The sequence below is a fragment of the Kineobactrum sediminis genome (genome assembly GCF_002868715.1).
GTDB lineage: Bacteria > Pseudomonadota > Gammaproteobacteria > Pseudomonadales > Halieaceae > Kineobactrum > Kineobactrum sediminis.
Genome location: NZ_PKLZ01000013.1, coordinates 88,895 through 115,667, shown reverse-complemented (window position 1 = coordinate 115,667; position 26,773 = coordinate 88,895). Strand labels below are relative to the sequence as shown.

At 60.0% G+C, this 26,773-nt stretch carries 20 protein-coding genes; 13 read left to right on the top strand and 7 right to left on the bottom strand.

Going from position 1 to position 26,773, the window contains the following annotated elements; genetic code table 11:
• Positions 1-295 precede the first annotated feature (295 nt).
• From dinB to CWI75_RS15765, 10 genes are all read left to right on the top strand, one after another.
• Positions 296-1,408: a DNA polymerase IV gene (gene dinB, locus CWI75_RS15805; RefSeq protein WP_101522491.1), complete on the top strand. Its 1,113-nt coding sequence runs from the start codon at positions 296-298 to the stop codon at positions 1,406-1,408.
• Between the two features lie 94 nt (positions 1,409-1,502).
• Entirely contained in the window at positions 1,503-2,699 is a 1,197-nt protein-coding gene (gene purT, locus CWI75_RS15800; protein ID WP_101522490.1) for a formate-dependent phosphoribosylglycinamide formyltransferase, read from the top strand.
• Between the two features lie 169 nt (positions 2,700-2,868).
• Entirely contained in the window at positions 2,869-3,336 is a 468-nt protein-coding gene (locus CWI75_RS15795) for an NfeD family protein (protein ID WP_101522489.1), read from the top strand.
• A 30-nt stretch (positions 3,337-3,366) separates the two neighbouring features.
• Positions 3,367-4,290, top strand: coding sequence for an SPFH domain-containing protein (locus CWI75_RS15790; RefSeq protein ID WP_101522488.1), 924 nt, complete (start codon positions 3,367-3,369; stop codon positions 4,288-4,290).
• 249 nt (positions 4,291-4,539) lie between these two features.
• Positions 4,540-4,872 carry a hypothetical protein gene (locus CWI75_RS18355; RefSeq protein ID WP_155523016.1) on the top strand — a complete coding sequence of 111 codons (333 nt, stop codon included), beginning with the start codon at positions 4,540-4,542 and terminating at the stop codon, positions 4,870-4,872.
• A 53-nt stretch (positions 4,873-4,925) separates the two neighbouring features.
• Positions 4,926-7,037, top strand: a complete 2,112-nt coding sequence (locus CWI75_RS15785) for a YjbH domain-containing protein (protein WP_101522487.1) — start codon at positions 4,926-4,928, stop codon at positions 7,035-7,037.
• On the top strand, positions 7,034-7,570 hold the full coding sequence (locus tag CWI75_RS15780; RefSeq protein ID WP_101522486.1) for a hypothetical protein: 537 nt from the start codon (positions 7,034-7,036) through the stop codon (positions 7,568-7,570). The genes CWI75_RS15785 and CWI75_RS15780 overlap by 4 nt, the downstream gene beginning before the upstream one ends.
• Positions 7,571-7,647: 77 nt before the next feature.
• Complete coding sequence (locus CWI75_RS15775) at positions 7,648-10,278, top strand: SLBB domain-containing protein (RefSeq protein WP_101522485.1); 2,631 nt, start codon at positions 7,648-7,650, stop codon at positions 10,276-10,278.
• A 10-nt stretch (positions 10,279-10,288) separates the two neighbouring features.
• Positions 10,289-11,299: a Wzz/FepE/Etk N-terminal domain-containing protein gene (locus tag CWI75_RS15770; RefSeq protein ID WP_241521260.1), complete on the top strand. Its 1,011-nt coding sequence runs from the start codon at positions 10,289-10,291 to the stop codon at positions 11,297-11,299.
• Entirely contained in the window at positions 11,296-12,060 is a 765-nt protein-coding gene (locus CWI75_RS15765; protein ID WP_101522484.1) for an ABC transporter substrate-binding protein, read from the top strand. Before CWI75_RS15770 ends, CWI75_RS15765 begins: the two co-directional genes overlap by 4 nt.
• Positions 12,061-12,101: 41 nt before the next feature.
• Here the strand turns inward: CWI75_RS15765 and gap are convergent, their stop codons facing one another.
• The 6 genes from gap to edd form a co-directional block, all read right to left on the bottom strand.
• Positions 12,102-13,148: a type I glyceraldehyde-3-phosphate dehydrogenase gene (gap, locus tag CWI75_RS15760; protein ID WP_101522483.1), complete on the bottom strand. Its 1,047-nt coding sequence runs from the start codon at positions 13,146-13,148 to the stop codon at positions 12,102-12,104.
• 99 nt (positions 13,149-13,247) lie between these two features.
• Positions 13,248-14,099, bottom strand: coding sequence for an SIS domain-containing protein (locus tag CWI75_RS15755; protein ID WP_101522482.1), 852 nt, complete (start codon positions 14,097-14,099; stop codon positions 13,248-13,250).
• A gap of 90 nt (positions 14,100-14,189) precedes the next feature.
• The gene (gene zwf / locus CWI75_RS15750; protein WP_101522481.1) at positions 14,190-15,647 is read right to left on the bottom strand and encodes a glucose-6-phosphate dehydrogenase; all 1,458 of its coding nucleotides are present in this window, start codon (positions 15,645-15,647) and stop codon (positions 14,190-14,192) included.
• A complete protein-coding gene (locus tag CWI75_RS15745; protein ID WP_101522500.1) occupies positions 15,644-16,267 on the bottom strand; it encodes a bifunctional 4-hydroxy-2-oxoglutarate aldolase/2-dehydro-3-deoxy-phosphogluconate aldolase in 624 nt (207 codons plus the stop codon). Before CWI75_RS15745 ends, zwf begins: the two co-directional genes overlap by 4 nt.
• Positions 16,252-17,235: a glucokinase gene (gene glk, locus CWI75_RS15740; protein ID WP_101522480.1), complete on the bottom strand. Its 984-nt coding sequence runs from the start codon at positions 17,233-17,235 to the stop codon at positions 16,252-16,254. Before glk ends, CWI75_RS15745 begins: the two co-directional genes overlap by 16 nt.
• Position 17,236: 1 nt before the next feature.
• Positions 17,237-19,072, bottom strand: a complete 1,836-nt coding sequence (edd, locus tag CWI75_RS15735; RefSeq protein ID WP_101522479.1) for a phosphogluconate dehydratase — start codon at positions 19,070-19,072, stop codon at positions 17,237-17,239.
• Between the two features lie 232 nt (positions 19,073-19,304).
• Here edd and CWI75_RS15730 point away from each other — a divergent pair, with 232 nt between their 5' ends.
• Positions 19,305-21,767: a TonB-dependent receptor domain-containing protein gene (locus CWI75_RS15730; RefSeq protein WP_241521259.1), complete on the top strand. Its 2,463-nt coding sequence runs from the start codon at positions 19,305-19,307 to the stop codon at positions 21,765-21,767.
• 82 nt (positions 21,768-21,849) lie between these two features.
• Positions 21,850-23,529 carry an alkaline phosphatase D family protein gene (locus CWI75_RS15725; protein ID WP_101522478.1) on the top strand — a complete coding sequence of 560 codons (1,680 nt, stop codon included), beginning with the start codon at positions 21,850-21,852 and terminating at the stop codon, positions 23,527-23,529.
• Between the two features lie 95 nt (positions 23,530-23,624).
• Here CWI75_RS15725 and CWI75_RS15720 read toward each other — a convergent pair whose 3' ends face one another.
• The gene (locus tag CWI75_RS15720; protein ID WP_175580232.1) at positions 23,625-24,740 is read right to left on the bottom strand and encodes a histone deacetylase family protein; all 1,116 of its coding nucleotides are present in this window, start codon (positions 24,738-24,740) and stop codon (positions 23,625-23,627) included.
• Positions 24,741-25,000: 260 nt separating this feature from the next.
• Here CWI75_RS15720 and CWI75_RS15715 point away from each other — a divergent pair, with 260 nt between their 5' ends.
• Positions 25,001-26,719: an alpha/beta fold hydrolase gene (locus CWI75_RS15715; protein ID WP_101522477.1), complete on the top strand. Its 1,719-nt coding sequence runs from the start codon at positions 25,001-25,003 to the stop codon at positions 26,717-26,719.
• Positions 26,720-26,773: the final 54 nt, after the last annotated feature.

Sequence of the window (26,773 nt, the reverse complement as noted above, 5' to 3'; positions counted from 1 at the left end):
GTTGGAACGACATCGTCAAGATACGAGGTCTCGCTTTGTAGCACTAGTGTGCTCAATGTGATTAACCTGATCCTTTTATTTCCGGGTTTTGAGTCCAGTCCTGCTGTTCAGTTTCATACATATCCGTAAAGTCGCCTGCTTCGACGTTAATGTACGACCGTTTGATTTCCGATAGCAATAGCGCGGGCTCCGCCCCTACGCAGTAACGGACTCTATCTCAGTCCCATCTCACGCTCCGAATGCTACAATGCGAGACCTGACCCCAGCCCTTCACTGTGACCCCCAGCCCCACCCAATGCCCACACCCCCAACACCACAACGCAAAATCATCCACATCGATATGGATGCTTTCTTTGCCAGCGTCGAGCAGCGCGACAATCCGGAACTGCGCGGCAAACCGGTTGCCGTGGGCGGTTCGGAGCAACGCGGGGTGGTGGCCGCGGCCAGTTACGAGGCGCGGGTTTTCGGGGTGCGCTCTGCCATGCCCTCGGTGACGGCGAAACGGCGGTGTCCGCAGTTGCAATTCGTCAGGCCACGCTTTGAGGTCTACCGGGAGGTTTCCCGTCAGATCCGGCAGATATTCGCCCGCCACAGTGACTTGATAGAGCCGCTATCGCTGGATGAAGCGTACCTGGATGTGACCCGTGACAAACAGGGCATCGGCAGCGCGACCCAGGTGGCCATGCTCATCCGCGAGGAGATCAGGGCAGAGACTGGCCTCACCGCCAGCGCCGGCGTCAGCTACAACAAATTCCTGGCCAAGGTCGCTTCGGACCAGAACAAGCCGGATGGTATGTTCGTGGTCCGTCCCCATGAAGGCGCCGACTTCGCTGCCACACTGCCGGCGCGCAGGTTCTATGGCGTGGGCCCCAGAACCGCGGAGCGGATGGCGGCCCTGGGTATCCACACCGGTGCGGATCTGCGCGAGAAGGGTCTGGCGTTTCTCCAGACCCATTTCGGAAAATCCGCCGATTATCTTTACGGGGCGTGTCGGGGAGAGGATGACAGGCCGGTTCGCGTGGACCGACTTCGCAAATCCATCGGTGGGGAACGCACCTACACTGAGGACCTTCACGACGATAACGCCCTGGTAACCGCCCTGGAACACATCATTGACCTCGTCTGGTCCCGGATAGAGAAAAACAATGCCAGTGGGCGCACCCTTACCCTGAAGGTGAAGTATGCGGACTTCCAGCAGATCACCCGGGCGCGCTCGGTAGCAACCGGTATTGCGACCAGGCAGGACTTCTCTGCACTGGCGCACGCGATCCTGGCGAGCCTGTTGCCCGTGCCGCAGGGGGTGCGATTGCTGGGCCTGAGTTTATCCAGCCTGGAACAAACCAGCCGGGCTACTCACCCACTCGCTGTTGCCGAATCATCCCCGACCCAGCACAAGTTTGGTTTTTGACCCATACAGCCTGACTGAACCATACCTGCCCGCTGCCGAGCAGCGCTTCGGGATGATAAGATGGCGCTTTTGATTCCGATCCGGAGCACCATCAATGACCACAATCGGCACGCCATTCACCCCCGACGCAACGCGTGTGATGCTTCTCGGCAGCGGTGAACTTGGCAAGGAAGTCGCTATTGAGCTGATGCGTTTGGGCTGTGAGGTGATCGCCGTCGATCGCTACGCCAATGCGCCCGCCATGCAAATCGCCCATCGCAGCCATGTCATTAACATGCTCGATGACCAGGCTTTGCGCGCGCTGGTGGAGCTGGAGCGGCCACAGTTGATCGTGCCGGAAATAGAAGCGATTGCCACGGCTGAACTGGTGAAACTGGAAGCGGAAGGCTGGCAGGTTGTGCCGTCGGCGCGCGCGGCCCAACTCACCATGAACCGCGAAGGTATCCGTCGCCTGGCGGCGGAAGAGCTGGGTCTGGCCACCTCGCCTTACCGCTTTGCCGAAACGCGGGAAGAATACCTGGCTGCGGTGGAGGCCATCGGGCGGCCCTGTGTAATCAAGCCGATCATGTCCTCATCAGGCAAGGGCCAGAGTACGGTCAGGACGGCAGATGATATCGATTCCGCCTGGGAGTACGCCCAGTCCGGTGGTCGCACGGGTGCCGGGAAGCTGATCGTTGAAGGTTTTGTGGATTTTGACTACGAAATTACCTTGCTGACGGTGCGCCATCGCGACGGCACCAGTTTCTGCGAGCCGATCGGCCATCGGCAGGAGAGGGGCGATTACCGGGAGTCCTGGCAGCCCCAGCTCATGAGTGATGCCGCGTTGGCAGAGGCGCGGCGCATAGCGGGGGCGGTGACTAAGGCCCTGGGCGGCTGCGGCCTCTTTGGTGTGGAATTGTTCGTCAAGGGCGATGCCGTCTATTTCAGCGAGGTGTCACCGCGGCCACATGACACCGGCCTGGTGACGCTGATTTCACAGAACCTGTCGCAGTTCGCGCTGCACGCCCGGGCAATACTCGGCCTGCCGGTTCCCTTGATACGCCAGTACGGCCCTTCTGCTTCCGCCGTTTTGCTGGTGGCGGGCAATTCCACCGATATGCGCTACGGCAACCTGGATGCCGCCCTTGCCGAGTCCGACACAGACCTGCGCCTGTTCGGCAAGCCCGAGGTCCGGGGTGAGCGCCGCCTGGGCGTCGCGCTCGCCCGCGACGACACCACCGAGGCCGCCGTCCACAAAGCCCTCCGCGTCGTCACCAGTATCCAGGTTGCGGGGCCAGATCTCGCATCGTAGCATTTGTTAGTTGCGCCTTACTCTTGGCAACCTGGCTAATCGCAAATGCTACAATGCGAGACCTGACCATCTCCCCTGACCCCATCCCTCAACAATGCGAGACCTGACCCCCCGCCTTATGCAACAATGCGAGACCTGACCCCAGCCCTTACAACCAAAGGCTCGCAACATGCTCGAACCCCTTTTGATCAACGGCTATGCCTTCTGGCTGCTCCTGGGCCTGGTGCTGTTGGTGTCGGAGTTTTTTGCGCCGGGGATGGTCGCAGTGTTCTTCGGGATTGGCGCATTAATAGTGGGGGTGTTAACCCTGGTGGGGCTGGTTGACAGCCTGGCGGTGCAGTTGCTGCTGTTTGCGCTGATCAGTGTCGGCACCCTGTTCGGGCTGAGGCAGCATTTCAGGCGTTGGCTGCAGGGCGAGGAAACAAACGCGCAAAACACAAACCCCGACAACATCGAGCTAACGGGCAAGCGGGTCAAGGTGCTCACTGACTTCGAGCAGGGCACCGGCCATGTGCAGCTCAACGGCGCCAAGTGGGATGCCGAATCCAGTGATGTGCTCAAAGCAGGCGACAGTGCCTGGGTACTGAGCCACAGTGGCATCCTGTTGCAGGTCGCGGCAACACCGCCCGACGCTTAAACGGACTTAAACTCACATCGGAAGCAACACATGGAAATCGCAACACTTATCTCACTGGCGTTTCTCGTCCTCGTCATTATTACCGTGGCCAAAACGGCGCGGATTGTCCCCCAGCGCTCCGCCTTTGTGGTGGAGCGTCTGGGTAAGTACGCCAAAACGCTGGAAGCCGGCTTTCATCTGCTGATTCCCTTCGTGGACCGCATCGCCTACCGTCACACGCTCAAGGAAAATGCCCTCGACGTACCGCGCCAGGCCTGTGTGACCCGGGACAACATCCAGATTGTGGTGGACGGCGTGCTGTACCTGCAGGTGGTTGATCCCAAGCAGGCCAGTTACGGCATCCAGGATTACAGTTACGCCGCCATGCAGCTGGCCCAGACCACGCTGCGTTCGGTGATTGGCAAGATCGACCTGGACAAGACCTTCGAGGAGCGCGAATCCATTAACCAGAAGGTCGTGGAAGTGCTGGACGAGGCCGCCAAACCCTGGGGTGTGAAGGTGATGCGCTACGAGATCGCCGATATCGAATTGCCGGCGACGATTCTCGACGCCCTGGAGAAGCAGATGCGCGCCGAGCGCGAGCGCCGCGCGGTGGTGGCCCAGTCCGAGGGCGAGCGCCAGTCCAAGATCAATGTCTCCGAGGGCATGAAGCAGGAAATGATCAATCTTTCGGAAGCGGACAAGATGCGCCAGATCAATGAAGCGGAAGGTAAGGCCACGGAGATCGGCCTGATTGCCAAAGCCACCGCCGATGGCCTGCGCGATGTCGCCGAGGCGATCAATACCGCCGGGGGCAAGGATGCGGTGGCACTGCGGGTTGCCGAGCAGTACGTGCACGAATTCGGCAAACTGGCCAAGACCAACAACACCATGATATTGCCGGCGGAGCTGAGTAATATCGGTTCGGCGGTGGCTGCGATCACCAAAACCCTGGAAAGCGTCAAACAGCCGTGATGATCCTCTCCGGGCGCGCAGCTTTTGCCGCCGGGGACAGTTTTAAGGCCATGCCCGGCGCGGCGACTATTACGCCCAAACCTCATCTCGTGCTTGCACTTTTGGGGTAAAAACGACAGTATCCTCATACAGAGCATATTGCAGTCTTTTTTGATGGGTATTCACAGACGTTTTGCTCAGTCAAGGCGACGCGAGCCGCATCAGATCTGCAACAAGCACAAAAATCCAAAGATTAACAGGGGTAGAAAAATGTCATTCAAGCGAACTTCAATTGCGGTTGCTCTTTCATCGGCCATGATTCTTTCGAGCGCTGCCTTTGCGCAGTCCGAAGAGAGCGACGAGGCAGCAGCCGGTGACATCTCCGGCATGTCACCTGCAGACGCAGTGGCCGCAGGCCTGGTTGGCGTAGTGGCGATTGCCGGTGCATCCGGTGCCTTCAGCAGTGACGGCGTTGATCAGCGTGATGAAGACGACGATGACGACGAGCCCACAGACGGAACTACCACAACTACGACCACCGGTACGAATGGTACGCCGGGGACCGGCACCACCGGTACCACTGGCACCACCGGTACCAACTGATCCGGTACCACTCACTACTGTAGCCAGTACCACCACCAAGATAGAAAGTCCTTATGCTCCTGTGGCCCGGCGGGGCGCTTCGGCGCCCCGTTTCTCGTATCAATGCATCGCTTGTGGCCTGGCCAGGGGTTTCTGCACTACTGTTCGCGTGCTTCTGCCAGGGTAGTGCGGCCTCGGACTACGGCACCACGGGCCTCATCGATATCCCCACCGCCCGGATGCAGGCGGACGGTACCTTCACCACCTCGGTCGCCTTCGAAGAGCGCACCGAATCCTACATGCTCACTTACCAGGCCACTCCCTGGCTGGAAGGTACGTTCCGCTATACGGGTTTTAACGACTTTTTCTTCTGGGACCGAAATTACGAGATCAAGGCCCGGCTGTGGCGAGAGCGGTGGCTACTGCCCCAGGTCGCCGTGGGTATACGGGATGCCGTGGGCACGGGTGTATTCGGGTCCGAATATGTGGTGGCCTCGAAGCAGATAGGCAACCTCGACTTCACCCTGGGCCTGGGCTGGGGGCGCCTGGCCGACAAGGGCGTTGCCACCAACCCCCTCACCTATGTGGATGACCGCTTCGAACAGCGTGAACGAAGCGACGACGGCACCGGTGGCGAGGTCAATTTCGACACCTTTTTTAGTGGCGAGGAGGTCGGTGTGTTCGGCGGTGCCAGTTACCACTTCGAGCGCTGGCCACTCAAGGCAATCATCGAGTACAACCCCGACCAGTACGAGTTTGATGCGCGGCGCGGCGTGCCGGCGCCGCCCAGCCCCTGGACCTTTGGCCTGGCCTGGCAGGCGCTGCCGGGGGTGGAGCTGACGCTTTCCCGCCAGCACGACGAAACCTGGGGCCTTGCCCTGGCGGCACGGATGGATACCACCGCCGAACCGCCCCAGCGGCAGACCGAAGTGTTTGTATCCAGTGCCACCATGGCGCCGGATGAGATGCCGGAAGGCCTGAATCCCAGATTGTGGTACGACCGCCTTCTATACGACATGGAGCGCTCGGGTCTGCTGTTGATAGAGGCGCGGATTGACAAGCTCACCCAGACCGCGGTGCTGGTGATCGGCAACGAAGACCATGTGCTTTGGGCCGATGCCGCCGCAAAGGCCATGGCCCTGGTCGATCTGCACCTGCCGCCATCGGTGCGCTCCCTGCAGCTGGTGATCGAGGAAAACGGCCACCGGGTGCATACCCTGAGCGCACTGCGCCCCTCCAGCAGTTACTGGCAGGGCACCGACCTTGCCAGCCAGAACCTGCGGGTGCTGCCCGGTCGCGCCCTGGAAAATCCCCAGCACCAGACCAATTTTGTCACCCGCAAGGTGAATTTCGAGATCAACGTCAACAACCGGGTCCAGCTGTTCGATCCGGACGATCCGCTGCGGTACCAGTTTTACCTCGCGGTGGGTGCCGAACTGGCATTGCCCCGCAACTGGGCACTGCGCGGTTCCTATGCCTTTGATATCCACAACACCTTTGATGAGAGCAGGCGTCAATCGGACTCGGTGTTGCCCCGGGTACGTTCGGATGTGGTCAAATACCTTCAGCAAGGGGATAATGGGCTCGATTCCCTGTTTCTCGAGAAGCGCGGCAGCCTGTCCCCGGTGCTCCATTACCGGATGTTCGGCGGTGTGCTCGAGGAGATGTACAGCGGTGTGGGTGGCGAAGTGTTATACCAGCCTGTGCAGTCGCGGTTTGCCTTTGGGGTTTCCGCCAACCGGGTGCGCCAGCGTGACTTTGACAAGAGCTTCGATCACCTGGATTACGAGACAACCACTGCATTTTTAAGTGCCTATTGGGCCACACCGTTTTACAATTACGATGTGGCGGTGCATGCGGGCCGTTATCTGGCAAAAGACGTTGGCGCCACAGTGGAGCTGCGCCGCACGTTTACTAATGGCTGGATGGTCGGCCTGTGGGCGACTTTTACCGACGTATCCTCCGAGGATTTTGGTGAAGGCAGTTTTGACAAGGGCATGTTTTTTCGAATCCCACTGGACGGCCTGTTCGGTAACAGAACCCGCAGTGCCTACGCCACTCGCATACGACCGATCCAGCGCGACGGCGGCCAACGCCTGGAAAACCACAGCGGTAATATCTGGTGGGACCTGCGCGGTGCCCGCTTTGATGTCTTCAGCCAGGCCGGTGACAGGATAAGCCCATGAAACATTGCAGCCGCCTTGTGTTGCTGATACTCACCACCTGCCTGCTGGCGGCCTGTACCGTGTCATCCCGCCAGGGAAGCGCATTGTTGCAGGCATTCCAGGCCGATGATGACGCACTGCAGGCGTATCGCTGGCAAGCCCGTTTGGGCGGCTACAGCACCAATTTACTGGCGGTAAGGCACGGTGGTGACACCCTGTTCAGTAACCAGCAGGGCGATCTGCTGGTATTTGACGGGTGGACCATCAGCCGTGTTGTTGAGTTGGGCCCCCTGGATCGCGAGATCGATATTCACGGCCACGAGGGAGCACGTATCATCAGCAGCGGCGCCCGGGCGGTAACCCACCAGTGCCAGCCTTGGCAATCGCAGCCACTGGAAGACGGTGGCAAACGCTTTATCCAGGATTGCGAGGGCCGCGAGCCCTATCGCAACAGAATCGATATCAATGCCGGGGGTGGCATTGTGCGTGTGGAACAGGTAATCAACGACCGCGGCCAGTTTATCGTGCTGCTGGGACCGAACCAGGCGCGTTAGCAACAAATATAAGCCGGCAGGAGCCCTACAGGGGCTCACGGCACTTATAACCAGGTGTGACCGAGGGGAACAGAGTGATGAACACGGCATGGCAACAGGGTGGCAGCCACCCGGATCAACCGCGGGCGCACCGACGCAGCTGGCTGGCAGTGTGTTGCCTGGCACTGTGGGCAGCCGCCCTGCCGGCGATGGCACAAACCCTGTCACCGCAGATGGTGGAGCAATTCCGCAACCTGCCCAAGTCACAGCAGGAGAGCCTGGCGCGGCAATACGGCGTCGATGTCGACTCGGTTCTAAGCCAGCTCGGCAACGGTGGTTCCGCAACATCCCCGACACTGGGCCAGCCCATTGAAGAGCTGGTACCCAGCAAGCCCGCCACCGACAAGGCTGTTGCACCCCAGCGGCCCAGCGACCCTGATGGAAAAACCGAACGCTATGGTCGCGCCCTGTTTGACCAGGAAGTGAGCACCTTTGCCCCCACCGATGATGCGCCCGTGCCCGGCACTTACCGCCTCGGTGTTGGCGATCAGCTGATGGTGCAGTTGTTCGGTACCGAGAATGCCGAGTACCAGTTGCAGATTGGCCGCAATGGTGAGGTCAACTTCCCCAAGCTGGGTACGATCACGCTGTCGGGGCTGACCTTCGAAGACGCGCGTGAACTTATTCAAACCAGGGTACAGCAGCAGTTGATCGGTGTTGAGAGCGTGGTCTCCATGGGTCGCTTGCGTGCGATTGGCATCTTCATGGCCGGTGAAGTGTCCGTGCCCGGTGCCTTCTCGGTCTCCGCGCTCACCACCATCACCCAGGCCCTGTTCCAGGCGGGCGGGGTCACCGATATCGGGACCTTGCGCAATATACAGGTGAAGCGCAGTGGCGTTACCGTGGCCACATTCGATACCTATGACCTGCTGTTGCGCGGCGACGCCAGCAAGGACATTCGCCTGCAGGCGGGCGACGTGGTGTTTGTGCCGCCCTTCGATGGCCTGGTGGAAGTGCAGGGGGAGGTCAAGCGCCCCATGCTCTATGAGCTTGCAGGCAGCGAGACCATGGCGGACGTTCTGCGTATGGCCGGCGGCCTGACCCGGGAGGCGTATGCCGCCGCGGCGATATTACGGCGCCAGTCCGCGACTGGCGGCCTGGTGGATGCCATTACGCTCGATCTCGGCAAGCCCGCCACCCTTGCTCGCAAGGCGGTGCCCGGCGATGTCCTGCTGGTAAAGGAAAGTGGCGACGCCCTGGCGAATTCGGTGGAACTGCGAGGCGCCGTCTATCGTCCCGGTAACTATGGCTGGCGCGAGGGCCTGCGTGTCTCGGACCTGCTGGGTGACGTGGCGCGTGACACGCTGCCCTTTGTGGACCTCGAGTATGCATTGATAGTGCGCATTATCAACGCCCGCCAGGATATCGACATCCTGCAGTTCCAGCCGGGTCAGGCGATCAGCGAATCCGGTTCGGCCGCAGACCCGCTGCTGCAGGCGCGCGACCAGGTGCTGATTTTCTCACTGCCCGAGCTGGCCGACATTGCCGGCGATGTCGACCGGGGTTACCAGCAAATATCAACGGATTCAGAGGACCTGTTACCAGCCGGTGATAGGGAAGAGAGCGAAGAATCAAGTCGGCCCGGTGTGCTGGAGTCATCCCGCGAGGTATTGCTGCAGCCGGTCGTGCGGAAACTGCGCGCCCAGGCGCGGGACATGGAACCGGTGAGCCTGGTGTCCGTATCCGGTGCGGTGAAGGCCCCGGGGACCTACCCCCTGGTAAACAGCACTACCGTGGCGCAACTGGTGCGCGCGGCCGGTGGGCTGAAAGACTCCGCCTTCCTGGGCTTTGCGGAATTGCGCACCCTGACCGAAATGGACGGGGGCAATATCCAGGCACGCTACCGGGAAATTGATCTGGTAACGGCCCTGGTGGAGGCCTCCAGCCCGGGGCTCAAGTCCCGCGACCACCTCACGGTACGGGAAATCCCTGACTGGAGCCCTACTGACAGTATCAACATCAGCGGCGAGGTAGTGTTTCCGGGCGAATACCTGATTCAGCCCGGGGAGACCCTCAGCGATGTGATTGCTCGCGCCGGCGGCATAGCGAGTGAAGGCTTTCTGGAAGGCGCGGTATTTACCCGTGAGATCGTGGCCGAGCAGGAGACCGCCCGCGCCCGGGAATTTGCCGAAAGCATCCAGCGCAGTGTGGCCAGCAGCCTGCTCACGCAGGAGCAGAACACTACCTCGCTGGCCGAAGTGCAGGAAATAACCGATCAGCTGCGCAACTTTGAGGGCAAGGGCCGAATGCTCATTGATCTGCCGGTCGCCCTGGCTGGTGACACCACCGCGGATATCAACGTGACCGACGGTGATGCCCTGCATATTCCCAGGCGCACCAGTACCGTTACGGTGATTGGTGAAGTGCGACGCCAGGGTACCCACAATCTCAAGCGGAACCTGAGCCTGCAGGATTATCTGAGCCTGTCGGCTGGCCTTACCAACCGCGCGGACAGCCAGGAGATCTATATCGTCAAGGCCAATGGCGAGGTCCGGAACCCGCAGCGACAGCTGTGGCGCTTTGCCAGCCAGGGTACTGCCCTGGAAGCGGGCGATACCATTGTGGTGCCGGTAGACAGTACCTACAAGGAGAGCCTGGCCGTGTGGCGCGATGTCACCCAGATCATCTATCAGGGCCTTGTTTCCATCGCCGCTGTCGCCAGGCTGTAGGGAGTTACGCATGACCATACCGCCAAGCAATACATCCCCAGCCAGCTCCCAGGGCATGGCCGGGCCGGCCTACGGCTACCCGGCGGATTACGCTGATGACGAAATCGACCTGCGCGAGCTGTTCGGTGTGCTCTGGGCCGGCAAGTGGCTGATTATCGGTATTACCGCGATTGCTGCGGTGATTGCCGTGCTGTTTGCCCTGTGGCAGCCCAACATCTACCGTGCGGAGGCGCTGCTGGCACCGGCAGAGTCCTCCGGTGGCGGGCTCAGCTCCATGATGGAACGTTACGGCGGCCTGGCCAGCCTGGCAGGCGTGTCCCTGCCCGGTGGTGGTGAGACCAGCAAGACCGACATGGGACTGAAGATCATGCAATCCCGCGTTTTCCTCGCTGATTTTATTGACCGGCGCGATCTGCTGGCGCCGCTGATGGCGGCGGAGTCCTGGAACCAGAGCAGCGGCGAGCTGAAGCTTGATCCGGCGCTGTTCGATGTGGAGAGCGACGAGTGGGTGCGGGAAGTGGACCCACCGAAACAGGCGGCTCCCAGTGACCAGGAGGCCTACAGGGCGTTCCAGGAAATTCTCACGGTTAGTGAGGATACCAAATCCGGGTTTATCACCGTGGCCATAGACCACTTGTCCCCCATCGTGGCCCAGCAGTGGGTAACCTGGCTGGTGGAGGACATTAATGCCACCCTGCGCACCCAGGATGTGGAGGAAGCCGAACAATCCATTGCCTACCTGCGGGAGCAGGTGAGGGCAACATCCCTGGCCGAATTGCAGTCCATGTTTTTCCAGTTGATCCAGTCGCAGACCGAAACGGTGATGATGGCCAATGTGCGCCCCGAGTACGCGTTCAAAACCATAGACCCCGCCGTGGTACCGGAGCAGAAAGCCAAGCCCCAGCGCGCCCTGATCTGTGTTATCGGTACCCTGCTGGGTGGCATGCTGGCGGTTCTGATAGTTTTGCTGCGGCATTATTGGAGAACTGAAGACAAGCCCGCTACCGAAGAGGGTGCATGAGCATACGCGCCTTTGTTGCCGCTGCTGTGGTCTGCTGGCTGGTACTGGCCGGTAATCCGGGGCTGGCCGATAGCCCGGGGCGAGCCGACCCGGCGGTGCCGGTCTCCGAGCCCGGTGCCGAGGATATCTCCCGGGCCTTTGCCGCACTCTGGGCTGAGGCGCAGGCGATGCGGTCGGCTCTTGATGGCCCTGCTGTTGAGGATCCGGCTGTGGTGGAGCGTATCCATAATCGCGTCGTTTTGCCGCTGCTGGAGCACTGGGACCTGGAGGTCATGCTGGAGGGCCTGTTGGGCGCCCAACACTACAGGCTGTTAAGCCCCCGGGAGAAGGAACAACTGCAGGAGGCCCTGGCTGACACACTCACGCGGTATGTATTCGAGGTGCTGGCGGGAGCGGGCGATGGCAGCGAGCTGCGGGATGTGACAGTGCACGTTGAACCCGACACGATCACCGTCAGGGAACATAGCCAGGCGGGCTACATCCACGCCATCGTGGACAAAAACTGGCTGCCGCCGCTGCCACTGAGGTTGCCCTTGTTACGCAAAGACGGTACCTGGGCTATCCAGGATATCGAGGTGGCCAGCATCAGCTATATCGGTCGCAAGCGCGGCACCTATCAGCGACTGGTTGAACAAGGCGGCGCCGAGCGCCTGGTCAGTTACCTGCAGGCCAAGAACAGCGAGCACTTCGCCCGCTTTTGTGCACAGGTGCCCGCCGACGATCCGACGGTCCCGCGCTATATTGATCGGGCCTGCGGTTAAAGGGGTCTCTACAGCGCGCCGACGACCGGTTTTCAGTAAGCTCAGGCCGGCTCGAAACTCGTCGCGGCCGGTATGTTGCTTTCCTGCTCTGGCAACAACGCCAGCATCGCCCCCGCCGTATCCAGCATGCGGTTGGAAAATCCCCACTCGTTGTCGTACCAGGCCAGTACTTTCACCAGTTTGCCCCGTACCCGGGTTAACGACAGATCGGCGATGGAGGAGGCGGGGTTGTGGTTGAAATCAATGCTCACCAGCGGCAGCTGGTTTACCTGCAACGCGCCCCGCATCCCCGGCGCCGCGTCTTCAATAATGCGGTTGACTTCTTCGGCGGTGGTTTTCCTGCTCGCTTCGAAGGTTAAATCCAGCAGCGAAACGTTGATCAGCGGTACTCGCACCGCCAGGCCGTCCAGTTTGCCCGCCAGTGCCGGCAGTACCAGGGCCACTGCCGCGGCGGCACCGGTCTTGGTGGGGATCAGCGATTGCGTTGCCGAGCGCGCGCGCATCACATCGCTGTGCGCGACATCGGACAGGCGCTGGTCATTGGTGTAGGCGTGTACGGTATTCGCCAGGCCCGTTTCAATGCCTATGCCCTCGTGCAGGGCCTTGGCCAGGGGAGCGAGGCAATTGGTGGTACAGGAGGCGTTGGATACGATCTTCTGGGAGCCGTCCAGTATCGACTCGTTCACGCCGAAGACTACCGTGGCATCCGCATCATTCGCGGGAGCGGAGATCAGCACCAGCTTCGCGCCGGCATCCAGGTGGCCGCTGGCGCTGGCGCGGGTGGTGAAGACGCCGGTGCATTCCAGCACAATATCGATTTCCAGGTCGCGCCAGGGCAGGGCGTGCAGGTCCCGTACCTGGCTGCACACGATGGCCTTGTCGGCTACCCGGATGGTGGCGCCGTCAAGGCTGACATCCTGGGCGAGGGTGCCGTGCACACTGTCATACTTCAGCAGGTGGGCATTCATTGCCGGGTCGCCAAGATCATTGATGGCGACGATCTGCTGCGTGCTGCCGGTCTGTTCCAGCCACGCCCGAAAGATATTACGGCCGATGCGTCCAAATCCGTTGATTGCGATGCGTGCCATGTCAGTCTATCTCCCGCAGTTATGTAATTAAGCTACACAATAACCATATCACGGGACTATTTGTAATAAAACTACAAATTGACGTCAATCTGAAAGTCTTCAGCCATCATGGCGTGTTGCCTGCAGGTTACGCTTGATGGCCCGGATATTGGTCTCCACCTTTTCACCCAGGGTGATTGCCAGCTTGGTGGCGAGTATATCGATCAGTACCAGGTGAATAATGCGGGAGGTCATGGGCGTATACAGGTCGGTGTCTTCCAGCGCGACTACATTCAGCACCTCCCGGCAGTGCCCGGCCAGGGGCGAGCCCTGCTGGGTGAGCCCGATGGTGCGCGCGCCGCGCTCACTCGCTACCGCTGCGCTGGCGACAATCTCCCGGGTGCGACCGGTATAGCTGATGAAGATCGCCGCGTCCTCGGGCCCCAGCATCGAACACATCATGCGCTGGTTGATGTAATCGGTTTGCGCTACCACCGGAATTCCAAACCGGAAAAACTTGTGCTGGGCATCCAGCGCCACGGGCCCGGAGGCACCGATACCGAAGAAATAGATACTGCGACTGTCGGCCAGCATGGCGGTTGCCGATTCAATAGAGGCGGCCGACGTGGATTGTTGCATGCTGTGGACGCTGGTTTCTATTGAAGACAATATCTTGTTGATAATGGTCTGGGTGTTATCGGTGGCATCCATATTCTCGACGAACAGGCGACCACCGCTGGAGATCTCCTGGGCGAGCCTCAGCTTGAAATCGGTATAGCCATCGCAGCCGAGTTTATGGCTGAGCCGGCTGACGGTGGGTTCACTGACCCCGGCCAGCGCGGCGAGTCGGGCGATGGAGTAGTGAATAACAGCGGCGGGCTCGCTGGTGATAATCGCCGCCACCTTCTGGTCCGACTTGCTGAGCTTCAGCGTGTTGCTGCTCAGTTGCTCGAGTAACGTGTTTCTATGCATAAATCGTTTTTCCCCAGGGATGCGGGTTGCCGGAATACCGGGTCTGGACGTTTACCGGCGCGGTTTTACCGACACGGTAAGGGGGAAGCCCTAAGACCGATGCCAGGTGCACTGGTCTTTCTCGATCAGCATCTCCGCTTTCGAGGGCCCCCAGGAGCCCGCGCTGTAGCCACTGACACCAACGCCTTTTTCCTTCCAGGCATCCAGCAGGGCATCGCACCAGGACCACGATGCTTCTATTTCCTCCCGGCTGACAAATAGCCACTGGTCGCCGTTTATCACTTCCAGGAACAGGCGCTCATAGGCATCGGCGATCCGCGATTCACCCGATGAATCGAAAAAATCCAGGTTCAGGTGCCGTTTTTCCAGGCTCATGCGCTCTTTCAGGCTCTGTTTCTTGGATAACATTTCAAGTTCAATGCCTTCATTGGGCTGCAGGCGGATGATCAGCCTGTTGCAGGCGACATACTCATTTTCCGGGAATATGGCGTGGGGCGGATCCTTGTAGGTAATCACCACCTCGGTAACCTTGCTCTCCATGCGTTTGCCAGTGCGAAGGTAAAAGGGCACACCCGCCCAGCGCCAGTTGTCGATATAGGCCTTGAGGGCGACAAAGGTTTCAGTATTACTGCTATCGCTCTCGCTGCCTTCCTCGTCCAGGTAACCGACCACCGGGGTGCCGTTCACCCAGCCTGCAGTATACTGGCCACGTACGGCCTGCTCGGCAACAGTGGCGGCGGTAATGGGGCTCAGTGCGCGCAGGATCTTTACCTTCTCGGCGCGTATTTCGTCGGCCCGCAGGGAGTTCGGTGGCTCCATGGCGACCATGCACAGCAACTGCAGCACGTGGTTCTGGATCATGTCGCGCAGCTGGCCCACCTTGTCGTAGTACGACCAGCGCCCCTCAATGCCCACCGTTTCCGCGGCGGTGATCTGGACGTGGTCTACGCAGCTGTTATCCCACTGGGAATTGATCATGCGGTTGGCGAAGCGCAGTGCCAGCAGGTTCTGTACCGTCTCCTTGCCCAGGTAATGATCAATGCGGTAAATATTGCACTCATCAAAGCAACTGGCGACCGCATCATTTACCTGCCGTGAGCTCGCCAGATCGTGGCCTATCGGTTTTTCCAGCACAATACGCGAATCGTGGGTTATGCAGCCGGCGCCGGCCAGATGCTCGGAGATCATGCCGAACAGGCTGGGCGGGGTTGCCAGGTAGTAGATCGCGATACGATCGCTGGCCAGCCATTGCTTGATGGCGGAGTACTGGTCGGGCTGGGCAAAATCGACATAGAGGTACTGCAATCGTGCGCAAAAACGTTCGCAGGACTCATCATCGATATTGGCTTCACTAAAGGCCTCGCGCAGCGTCTGTTCAATATCCGCGGCAAACTCGTCATTGCTGATATCGTCCCGGGCGAGCCCGGCGATACGAACGCCATCCTCGAGCAGGCCGGCCCGATCCAGTTGATAGAGTGCGGGGAACAGTTTGCGCCTGGAGAGATCGCCCCGGGTACCGAATATGATCAAGTCTACTGCGCTACTCATTTTATGCCTCGAAAGTTTGCGGTTTCCCGTGCCAACTGTTCAATGTCGTCCCAACGCTGCGCGGCAACCAGGTCCGCTGGAAGTATCCAGGAGCCACCGACACACATCACATTGGGCAGCTCCAGGTAGTCCAGAAAGTTGCCCAGGCCAATACCTCCGGTGGGACAAAATCGCACATCTGCGAAGGGGCCCGCAATAGCCTTGAGTACCGGAACACCACCGGCGGCTTCTGCCGGGAAGAACTTGAAGTCCTGGTAGCCATACTCCATGCCGCGCATCATTTCACTAACGGTGGCGATACCGGGCATCAGTGGCAACGGGGCCTGCGCCGCCGCTGCCAGCAACTGGTCGGTAAATCCCGGTGAAATCATGAACTGGCAACCGAGGTCGCAGGACAGTTGCACGTGTGCCGGGGTGCAGACAGTGCCGGTACCGACAATGGCACCTGCCACCTCCGCGAGTATACGGCGTATGCCATCGGCAGCGGCGGGGGTGCGCAGGGTCACTTCGAGTACCTTGAGGCCCCCGTTTACCAGCGCCCGGGCCATGGGCACCGCGTCTTCCACGCGCTCGAGGGTGATGACGGGTATTACACGGGTGTCGGCTAAGAGTTCACGCACGGGTTTCTCCTTTGCAGATATTTGGCCGCACCCAGTAACCCGAGGTTGTCACGGGTAACGAGGAACACGGGAATCGGTTGCAGGTAGGCCCGGAAGCGACCTTTGTTTTCAAATTTGTCGCGAAAGCCACTGGCGATAAAAAACTCGCTGAAACGCGGAATGACGCCCCCGGCAATGTAAACGCCGCCCCTGGCGCCCAGGGTCAGCGCCAGGTTGCCGGCGGTGGCGCCAAAGGCCTCGCAAAAGACATTCAGTGCCGCCAGCGCCAGCGGGTCGGTCCGGGCAAGGCTGGCGGCCACCACCTCCGCAGGCAGTGTCAGGACCGGCTCTGCCGAGTGCAGGTCACACATGGCATGGTACAGGTTCAGCAGGCCCTTGCCCGACAGCAGGCGCTCGAGTGACACCCGGCCGTAGATGGCGCGCAGGTAATTGAGTACATGGATCTGCAGCGGGTCAACCGGCGCGAAATCCGCATGGCCGCCCTCGGTGTCAAGCACGTGATAATCGTCATCCACCGGCAGCAGGGCGGCCATACCCAGGCCGGTGCCGGCGCCAATCAGGCCGATGGCCTTGTTGGGAACAGGGGATTCGCCACCGATTTGCAGGTAGTCGGCCGCGTCCAGCGCGGTAATACCGTGGGCCACCGCTTCAAAGTCATTGATAACCGCGATCTGCTCGCAGTCCAGCCACTGCACCAGGTCGTGCCGGGTGAAGGACCAGTGGCTGTTGGTAAAGGAAATCTGTTCGGTGTCGGCGGGACAGGCGACTGCCAGGCACACCGAAGCGGGCGCGGTATGAATGTCAGCGATTGTCGCCAGTTCCTCCCGGAGCTTGATGATCAGGTCGCTGAAGGCAGGGTATTCAAGGACCGAGTGGTGGAATTCAAACTCACCCACCAGTTGGCCGTCCGGCAGGGCGGCAAAGCGGGCATTGGTGCCACCGATATCGGCGATCAAATTCCAGCGCATATTAACGGTCTCCGTACAGGAACGAAGCACCCCGCTCGGCGGTGCCCATGGCGGCGCGGTTTATCCGGAACAGGTCGCGACCGCAGCCGCGCTGGCCGGCGTCCGGCTGTGGTGCAGCCGGCCTGGCCTGCAGTTGTGCAAGATCACCCATGAACTCCAGGGTTCCGGTTACCGCATCAACCCTGAGTATATCGCCATTCCTGAGGCGGGACAGCAGGCCGCCGGCCGCCGCCTCCGGCACCAGGTGAATGGCTGCCGGCACTTTACCCGAGGCTCCGGACATCCGGCCGTCGGTGACCAGTGCCACTCGATGGCCGTGGTCCTGCAGGCTGCCCAGTAGTGGCGTGAGCTTGTGCAGTTCGGGCATACCCAGTGCCTGCGGACCCTGGAAACGCACCACTACCACACAGTCGCGGTTCAGCTCACCCGCTGCAAACAGCGCCGCCAGATCGTCCTGGTCGTCTATCACCACGGCGGGTGCCTCTACAGACCGGTGTTCCGGCGCCACTGCGGACACCTTCATCACACTGCGTCCCAGGTTGCCTTCCAGCAAACGCAGGCCACCCTCGGCGGAAAACGGCTGGTCCACGGTAGTCAGTACCTGCCTGTCCAGTGGCTCCATGGGTGATTGTCGCCAGATCACCCCGTCGCCGGAGCCCTCGGTATTGAGAATCGCTTCCTGGGTGAAATCGGCAAAGTTGGTGCCCCAGGCGGTTTTGGTGTCTGCGTGCATGAAACCGCCGGCCAGCAATTGACGGAACAGGCACGCAGTGCCGCCCGCCGCGTGAAAGTGGTTCACGTCGGCCTCGCCATTGGGGTAGACCCTGGCCAGTAACGGTACCACCGCCGACAGGTCGGCAATGTCATTCCAGTTCATGCGGATACCGGCGGCACGGCCGATCGCCACCAGGTGCATGGTGTGGTTGGTGGAGCCGCCAGTGGCGAGCAGGGCGACCGTGGCATTGACCAGGGCGCGTTCGTCCACGATTTCACCCACTGGCCGGTAGTTATTGCCCAGTGCGGTAATGCGCGCCACCTGGAAGCAGGCCTCCTCGGTCAGCCGTTCCCGCAGGGGGTTGTCGGGATTGACGAAAGAACTGCCGGGCAATTGCAGCCCCAGCGCCTCCAGTACCACCTGGTTACTGTTGGCGGTCCCGTAAAACGTGCAGGTGCCCGCGCTGTGGTAGGACTCGGATTCGGCTCGCAACAACTCTTCGCGGTCCACCTTACCCTCGGCATAGAGCTGGCGAATCCGTTGTTTTTGCTTGTTTGCCATGCCCGACTGCATCGGCCCGGCAGGTACAAACAGCGCCGGCAGGTAGCCGAAACTGAGCACGCCCATCAATAGCCCCGGCACGATCTTGTCGCAGATACCCAGTGCGAGCACGCCGTCAAACATCTGGTGGGACAGTGCCACCGCCGTGCACTGGGCGATCAGGTCCCGACTCAGCAGGCTCAGCTCCATCCCCGGCTGGCCCTGGGTAACGCCGTCGCACATGGCCGGTACGCCACCGGCCACCTGGGCGGTACACCCCATTTTGCGGAGCGCGCGCTTGATTTTTTCCGGGTAGTCGGCGTAGGGATGGTGTGCGGATAACATGTCGTTGTAGGCGGTGACGATGGCGATATTGGCCGCCTCCATCAGCTTCAGGCTGTTCTTGTCTTCCTCGCCACAGGCGGCAAAGCCGTGCGCCAGGTTGCCGCAGCTCAACTTGCCGCGCACGGGACGATCTTGCCTGTCCTGCTGCACCTGGGCGAGGTAATCCGCTCGCAAATCCGCGCTACGCTCAATAATGCGGTTGGTAACCGCTGCGATCCCGGCGTTCAGCTGGCTCATGGTCACTCCCTGTCTGCGCGCTATTATTGTAAGTAAATTACATTTATACGCGAATTACGCTCGTGCTTCACCTAATAAATGTATTTTTATTACACTATAATGCTGGCCAGACAGGGAGAGTAAACATGACGCAATACCCATAGAACGTTCAACTTCAATTTATGTCATCAACTTGTCAACCGCCGGTCATTTAACAGTCATCTGCCAACCTTACTGTGGCGTCTCACATCGGATGGACGCCAGAGGGGGCACCTGTCCGTTTCGCACCACCGGCGGTGACCTGGCTGCCGGCATTACAATGGGGATCGAGATGAACCTGGAACACTTTGAAAGACGTTTTTCATACTCCGCGACACGGTTGGCGATAGCCGCCAGCCTGTGGGCAGGCGTTGGCATGGCCCAGGCGCAACAGGCACCTGCCGGCAACGAGCAGCTGGAAGAGATATTTGTGGTTGCCCGCAGCCAGGTATTCGGCAGTAACGTGGTCACCGACAGCATGAAGATGCAACAGTCACCGCTCACCAGCGTAAACGCACTGATTGACAACCTGCCTGGTGTGTCGGTTCAGGAAGGCGACAGCTACGGCTTTGACGACTGGTCCACCACTATTGCCGTGCGCGGCTTCCAGAACAGTCTCGATCAGCAGCAGATCGGCACCACCATCGATGGTATTCCCAATGGTGGCAGCGGCTATGGTGGTGGCGCCAAAGCCAATCGCTATGTGGATTCCGCCAACCTTCGCACCGTCGCCGTATCCCAGGGCACCGCGGATATCGCTTCCCGGTCACTGGATGCCCTGGGCGGCACTATCGATTTTGTTACCGATGACCCGGCGGAAGAGTCGGGCCTGCGCTTTCAGGGTGGCTTGGGTGAAGACGACGGCGAGCGTTATTACGTTCGTTACGACACCGGCACTTTCGGTGGCAACACGCGCGCCTGGCTATCGGCGTCTCACCAGAGTGCCACCGACTGGATAAACGGCGCCGCGGAAAACGAGCGCGACCACCTGGCGGCAAAGCTGGTATCGGAGCTGGGGGTGGCCGAGGTCACAGCCTACATTTCTTACGACGATACCCACGAAGATAACTACCAGCGTCTGTTCTCGCCCGAGGAATTCGCCAGTAATCCCGAATGGGACCGTCTTACCGATGTCTGGACCGGCATTCCCTATGTAGACCAGGTGTATCGCCAGGGCTGGTCCACCTTGCGGGAAAACCTGCTGGCCTATGTCAAGGCGGATATGGAGGTATCATCTACGCTGCGCATCAGTGCCGGCGGCTACTACCATGATAATGAAGGCCGTGGAGACTGGATTCCACCCTACCTGGTGAATGTTGCGGATGACCAGGGCGGCCCGGAGAGCGAAGCCCTGGGCACGACCTCGGTAATGGGTGGCTCCGCGCTTGGCCAGATATTCTTTGTTGACGGTCTCGGCAATGCCCTGTCCCCCGAGGCGGGCTGCGTCTCCTCCATCACCTTTCCCTATGGTGGCGCCGGACCCAACTATGATCCTGCCTGCTACGCGCCGGGCGCCATACCGGTACAGTCCTATCGCCATACCAACTACAAGAAAGAGCGCACCGGCCTGACCCTGGATGGCGAATGGATGACGAGCCTGGCAGGGTTAGACAACACAGTGCGCGGCGGGCTCTGGTACGAAGACCAGCAGCGCGATGAAACCCGCACCTGGCAGAAACTGGTCGACGCGCGGGTTGGTATTGAATTTGATAATGTGCCCTACTGGACGCAATACGATCGCACCTATCCCCAGCAGGTGATGAAGTGGTATCTCGAGGACAGTATTGAACTCGGTTCCGTGACCCTTAACGCAGGGATCAAACAGTTCCTGGTGGATGTGGAGCGCGAGGATAACTTCGGCGAGACCACCAACGTGAAAGTGAACTCAGATTCCGATGTGCTGCTCTCCGGCGGTGTATTGTGGCAGACACCGGTCGACGGCCTGGAGGTGTTCGCCGGTTACTCGGAGAACTTCAAGGCGATCTACGATGAGATTCTCGAGCGTCCGGAATCCGACCTCAGCGCGCTGAACCCGGAAACGGCAGAGAACGTCGAGCTGGGCCTGCGTTACCGCAGCGGTGACCTTTTCCTGACCACCACGTTTTACCAGGTGGATTTCAACGACCGAATCATCTTCCTGAGCCCGGAAAGTGCCGCTGGCCCGAATTACCTGATCGGCACCAATGGCACCTATTTCAATGCCGGGGGTATTGAGGCCGAGGGACTTGAGCTGACGGCTGACCTGAAACTGACTGATCGCCTGTCCGTATACAGCGCCTACACCTGGAGCGATGCCACCTATGTTGGTACCGGCGACCCGGCCGTAGATACTGGATTGGGTATTGATCCCGGCAACGATGTGGTCGGTATTCCCGATCAGCAACTGGTGCTTTCCCTGGACTATAGCCATGGCAACCTGCTGGCGGGCATTAGCGGCAAGTACACCGGTGAGCGCCCGATTCGGCTGGACAACAGCTGGATAGCGGACGACTACATCACCGCTGACCTGTACCTGACCCTGAATGGCGAGGCGCTGGCATCCACCGGTAATAACTGGAGCGTGACCCTGCTGATGAACAACGTGTTTGATGAGAGCTACCTGGGTGGCATCGCCGGCCAGGGTGCGTGGATCGGGGCCCCGCGGACGGTCTCTGCTTCGTTCACCATCGACCTGTAATACGTTGATCGCCTGATTGGGCCGGCCCTGCGCCGGCCTTTTTTACTATTCGACTTTTTAAAGTACGACAGGAAAATGTGCCATGTCTTATACCGTAACCCGCCGCCGCGCCCTGGCCGGCCTGGCCTCCACCCTGCTACTGCCCATGGCCATAAAAGGCCGCTCCGCAGCCGCTGCACCGGCACCGCTGTTTGCCCATGGGGTTGCCAGTGGTGACCCCGACCAGTCCTCAATCGTGCTGTGGACCCGGGTGACAACCGCAGCCCCGCAGCTGCAGGTAACCTGGGAAATGGCGCGGGACGAGAGCTTCAGTGAAATCGTTGCAACAGGGGTGCAAACCGCAAATGCCAGCCGTGATTTCACGGTAAAGGTGGTTGTTGGCGAACTGGAGCCCGGCGCACGCTATTATTATCGGTTCAGAAGCGCAGACACATACTCAGTGGTCGGCCGTACCCGAACCCTGGCGGATGGCCCTCTCGCGCGGGTGGGGCTGGCCATTGCCTCCTGCTCCAATTATCCCTTTGGCTACTTCAATGCGTATGAAGCCATCGCCCTGGATTCACGGGTGGAGTTCGTGCTGCACCTGGGTGATTATCTGTATGAGTACGGGCCGGACGGTTATGGTGCCGAGGCCGGGCAGCGGTTGGGCCGCGCGCATCTGCCGGCGCATGAGATTGTGACCCTGCAGGATTATCGTCAGCGCCATGCCCAGTACAAGGCCGATCCCCAGGCCCGTGGCATGCACGCGGCGCACCCCTTGCTGGCCGTCTGGGATGACCACGAATCCACCAATAACCCGTGGATGGGAGGTGCCCAGAACCACCAGCCGGAAGAGGAGGGGCCCTGGGCGCCCAGGCGCAGTGCATCACTGCAGGCCTGGTACGAGTGGATGCCCGTGCGCGAACCGCTGGAGGGCGCAGACCCCGCGGCCTACTGGCGCCATTTTCGTTTTGGCGACCTGGCCAGCCTGGTGACCCTGGAGACCCGCCACAGCGGCCGGTCCCAGCAGGTGGACTACGACGAAGCCGCACTGGCCACCATGGATGCAGCCGCCGCAAGACAGTTCATGATGGGGGAGGTCGGGGCGCCCGGTCGCACCATGCTGTCGGGGGATATGGAAACCTTTGCCGCCGCGGCGCTGGCGAACTCCGTGCGTGCCGGCGAGCCCTGGCGGCTGATAGGTAATGCCATCCCCATGGCGCGCACGCTATCGCCCCGTCTCAGTACAGAAGATCTGGCCTATCTGTCCGCACGACTGGACCCCGGCAACCTGGCGCGCGCCGAGCGCTTTGCCCGGCTGGGAGAGCTCGAGATGCCCCTCTACCTCGACCCCTGGGATGGCTATCCCGAGGCGCGCGAACGCTTTTACCAGCTCGGTCGCGATGCCGGTACGAGCGACCTGCTGGTGCTCACCGGCGACAGTCACAGCTTCTGGCGCAATGCATTGCACGACGGCTCTGGCCACTCCATGGGGCTTGAGTTGGGCACCAGTGGCATCACCTCTCCCGGCGATTTCCTTGAATTTGGCGCGGAAGGCGCCGGTTTGATGGACCAGCGGCTGGCGGATACCAACCCGGAAGTCGAATGGACCGACGGCCTCCACAATGGCTACGTGCGCCTCGAACTCACCCCCGAACTCGCCCGCGCCGACTTCATCGCGGTAAGCACTATCGCTGCACGCGACTACACACTCAAGCGCCTCAGTCGCGTGGACATCAGCCACCGCAACGGCGCCCTCACCTGGACCACCTCCCCGGATTAATCCCGGGGTCAGGTCTCGCTTTGTAGCACTTCGGATTAACCCCGGGGTCAGGTCTCGCGTTGCAGCATAGCACCGCATGAATACCTGAATTGCACTTATTCGTTGAATCCAGGTTCATCGTCAGTGAACGCTGATTGATGAAAAATGGCAGCTTCCGTAACTGCCTCGACCCCGCTTTCTGCCAATTCCGGTATCTCGCCCCCGGCCAGTACTTCCAGCACAGCGTGAACACCGCGGGCGAGAGATATCAGGTTATAACCACCCTCCAGTACAAGGGCTAACCGGCCATCACAGTGCTGGTCGGCAATCTCCTGAACAATACGGCTGATAACCTTGAAACCACCATAAGTGAGATTCAGGGCCATGTCATTGTGATGTGGGTCGAAACCCGCCGAGACCAGCACCAGGTCGGGTTTGAAATGCTGGGCAGCCGGAATCAGTATTTCACGAAAGGCTTTCTCGAAAGCGACATCCCCGGAGGTCTCAGGCAATGGCACATTGATGGTATAGCCCTCACCGAAGCCGCCGCCTACCTCACTCAAATGTCCTGAGCCAGGATAAAACGGGGCCGCGCAATGGGTGTCAAAGAAAAGCACATCGGGATCAGCCCAGAAGATTTCCTGGGTGCCATTACCGTGATGTGCATCCCAGTCAACTATCAGGATACGTTCACAGCCTAACTTCGCTTGAGCATGGGCCGCTGCCACAGCAACATTATTTAATAGACAAAAGCCCCTCGCCCGAACGGGTTCAGCATGGTGGCCCGGTGGCCGTACCAGTGCGAATGCGCTTTGCGAGTCTCCATTGATGACACTTTCCACAGCCGCAATGGCATTGCCCGCCGCCGCGGCGGCGGCCTTGATACTATCAGGGGATACGGCAGTGGTATCACTATCCAGCCAGGCTCGTTGTCCCGCCAGCGAGAAAATATGGTCCAGATAGGTCGTGGTATGTACTCTGCCGAGTTGGTCGTAAGTGGCGCTGGGGCCAGACTTGAAGCTAACACCCGGCACAGGGTTTTCTTCCAGGTATTTTATAATCGCGGCCAGCCGCCCGGGGTGCTCCGGATAGCTCCACTTGAAATTGAGCCCTTGCAGCATGGTCCGCACGCGTTTTTCTACACGACTGGGCACGAAGGGCTGATCCACTTCCGGATTGTGGCCCAGCATCACTTCATCAGTAAATACATTTACGCTACGATCGCCTATCACCTGATCCTCTCTTTGGCTGCTCAACGAAGTCTGTCTTCAGGCATCATATCATTGAGTGAAGTGTAAGACGGCTCAAGGGGCCAGGGGGAAATTTCTTCCATCGAACTTCCGGGGTCAGGTCTCGCTTTGTAGCATCCCGAAGTGCCCGGATGTATTTGTGCCCCCGCGGCTGTTATCCCCTTTCTGAAGCTGGCACCATGGGGTCCTACGATATCCGTTTCTTGCGGATACAAGAACTCATGTCATGCCAGGAGCAAATGATGCCTGATACCTCTCTACGCGCACAATGTTGCGGCATTCTGCTCGGGCTTTTTAGCCTGCTGGTAATGCCCGTTGTCGCCCAGGAGCATCCACTGCCCGAAGAGGGTGACTTTACCATTCAGGCCTTCGCGTTTGATGATGGCTCGGTACTGGATCTCACGCAGCACTACACGACCATCGGTACACCGCAACGTGATGCAGAGGGCAGGGTAAACAATGCGGTACTGATAATGCATGGCACTACCGGTAGTGGCTCCGGCTTCTTCAGCGAGAACTTCGCCGGCGTGCTCTTTGGTCCGGGGCAGCTGCTGGACGCATCCCGCTTCTTCATCATCCTGCCCGATGCGATTGGTCACGGCCAGTCGAGTAAACCCAGCGACGGCCTGCGGGCAACATTCCCGCGGTATACCTATGGCGACATGGTTCGCGCTCAATACGAGTTGCTCACCGAACACCTGCAGGTGGACCACCTGAGGCTGGTGACCGGTACTTCCATGGGCGGAATGATGAGCTGGGTATATGGCTATACCTACCCGGATTTCATGGATGCTTTGTTGCCCCTGGCCAGCTTGCCCGTGGAAATTGCCGGGCGTAATCGCATGACACGAAAGATGATGATTGATGCGGTAACCCAGGACCCGGCCTGGCAGGAGGGGAATTATGAGGAACAGCCTCCGGGCCTGAAGGCGGCAATGTACGCGCTGGTTTTCATGGTATCGAGCCCATTGCAGTATCAGCAGATGGCGCCTACGCGTGAGACGTCCGAGACATTGATGGATGATCTGGTTGAACGCTATCGCTCGCGTATCGACGCCAATGATCTTATTTACGCCTTTGATGCGTCGCGCTTTTATAACCCTGCCCCACACCTGGATAAAATCACGGCACCGCTCATCGCCATTAATTCCGCGGATGACCAGGTGAATCCGCCCGAGCTCGGGATCCTTGAGCGTGAAACTGCGCGTATTCCCGGCGCCCGGGCGATAGTGCTGCCCATCACTGAGATGACCCGGGGTCACGGCACCCATTCCCGGCCGTCGATCTGGGGGCCCTATTTGGCCGGACTGCTGGCGGCTACGTCTGTTGAGGTTGTGCCGGGGCCGGATATGGATCTATTGGTGAATCCGCAAGACCCCGCCTGGGATAGCATCGCTCCTGATCACTATCGGGCACGATTCACGACAACGGAAGGCGCGTTCACGGTGCAGGTGGAGCGCGCGTGGGCCCCGCATGGCGCTGACCGGTTTTATCAACTGGTAAAGAATGGTTTCTATAACGGGGTGCATATCAATCGGGTTGTTCCGGGGTTTATTGCCCAGTTTGGGCTGAGCCCCGAACCGCGGGTCACTGCCGCCTGGAAGAGTGCGGTTATTACGGATGATCCGGTGCAGGCCGGCAACACGCCCGGTCGCATTGCGTTCGCCATGACTGGACCGGACACCCGTTCCACCCAGGTTTATATCAACCTGGGCGACAACTCACGACTGGATGCAGACGGATTTTCTCCCTTTGGTGAAGTCGTTGAAGGCATGGATGTCGTCAACAGGCTCTATGGTCTCTACGGCGAGAATGCCGGAGGCGGCATGCGCGGTGGCCGACAGGGCCTCATTGAAGCAGGTGGTGCAGACTACCTGCTGGAACAATACCCGCTACTGGACTACATCATCAGTGCTGAGATAGAGGTATTGGCAGGGCCGGGGTCAGGTCTCGCATTGTAGCATTCACTGGCTTACAGCCAGAGTAGTCACAGATGCTACAATGCGAGACCTGAC

Coding starts and splice junctions, on each gene's coding strand:
- CWI75_RS15775 (WP_101522485.1), top strand. CDS start 7,648: ATGAACACGGCATGGCAACAGGGTGGCAGCCACCCGGATCAACCGCGG.
- edd (WP_101522479.1), bottom strand. CDS start 19,072: ATGAGCCAGCTGAACGCCGGGATCGCAGCGGTTACCAACCGCATTATT.
- CWI75_RS15730 (WP_241521259.1), top strand. CDS start 19,305: ATGGACGCCAGAGGGGGCACCTGTCCGTTTCGCACCACCGGCGGTGAC.
- dinB (WP_101522491.1), top strand. CDS start 296: ATGCCCACACCCCCAACACCACAACGCAAAATCATCCACATCGATATG.
- CWI75_RS15715 (WP_101522477.1), top strand. CDS start 25,001: ATGCCTGATACCTCTCTACGCGCACAATGTTGCGGCATTCTGCTCGGG.
- CWI75_RS15755 (WP_101522482.1), bottom strand. CDS start 14,099: ATGCATAGAAACACGTTACTCGAGCAACTGAGCAGCAACACGCTGAAG.
- CWI75_RS15765 (WP_101522484.1), top strand. CDS start 11,296: ATGAGCATACGCGCCTTTGTTGCCGCTGCTGTGGTCTGCTGGCTGGTA.
- zwf (WP_101522481.1), bottom strand. CDS start 15,647: ATGAGTAGCGCAGTAGACTTGATCATATTCGGTACCCGGGGCGATCTC.
- glk (WP_101522480.1), bottom strand. CDS start 17,235: ATGCGCTGGAATTTGATCGCCGATATCGGTGGCACCAATGCCCGCTTT.
- CWI75_RS15795 (WP_101522489.1), top strand. CDS start 2,869: ATGCTCGAACCCCTTTTGATCAACGGCTATGCCTTCTGGCTGCTCCTG.
- CWI75_RS15790 (WP_101522488.1), top strand. CDS start 3,367: ATGGAAATCGCAACACTTATCTCACTGGCGTTTCTCGTCCTCGTCATT.
- CWI75_RS15785 (WP_101522487.1), top strand. CDS start 4,926: ATGCTCCTGTGGCCCGGCGGGGCGCTTCGGCGCCCCGTTTCTCGTATC.
- gap (WP_101522483.1), bottom strand. CDS start 13,148: ATGGCACGCATCGCAATCAACGGATTTGGACGCATCGGCCGTAATATC.
- purT (WP_101522490.1), top strand. CDS start 1,503: ATGACCACAATCGGCACGCCATTCACCCCCGACGCAACGCGTGTGATG.
- CWI75_RS15770 (WP_241521260.1), top strand. CDS start 10,289: ATGACCATACCGCCAAGCAATACATCCCCAGCCAGCTCCCAGGGCATG.
- CWI75_RS15725 (WP_101522478.1), top strand. CDS start 21,850: ATGTCTTATACCGTAACCCGCCGCCGCGCCCTGGCCGGCCTGGCCTCC.
- CWI75_RS15780 (WP_101522486.1), top strand. CDS start 7,034: ATGAAACATTGCAGCCGCCTTGTGTTGCTGATACTCACCACCTGCCTG.
- CWI75_RS18355 (WP_155523016.1), top strand. CDS start 4,540: ATGTCATTCAAGCGAACTTCAATTGCGGTTGCTCTTTCATCGGCCATG.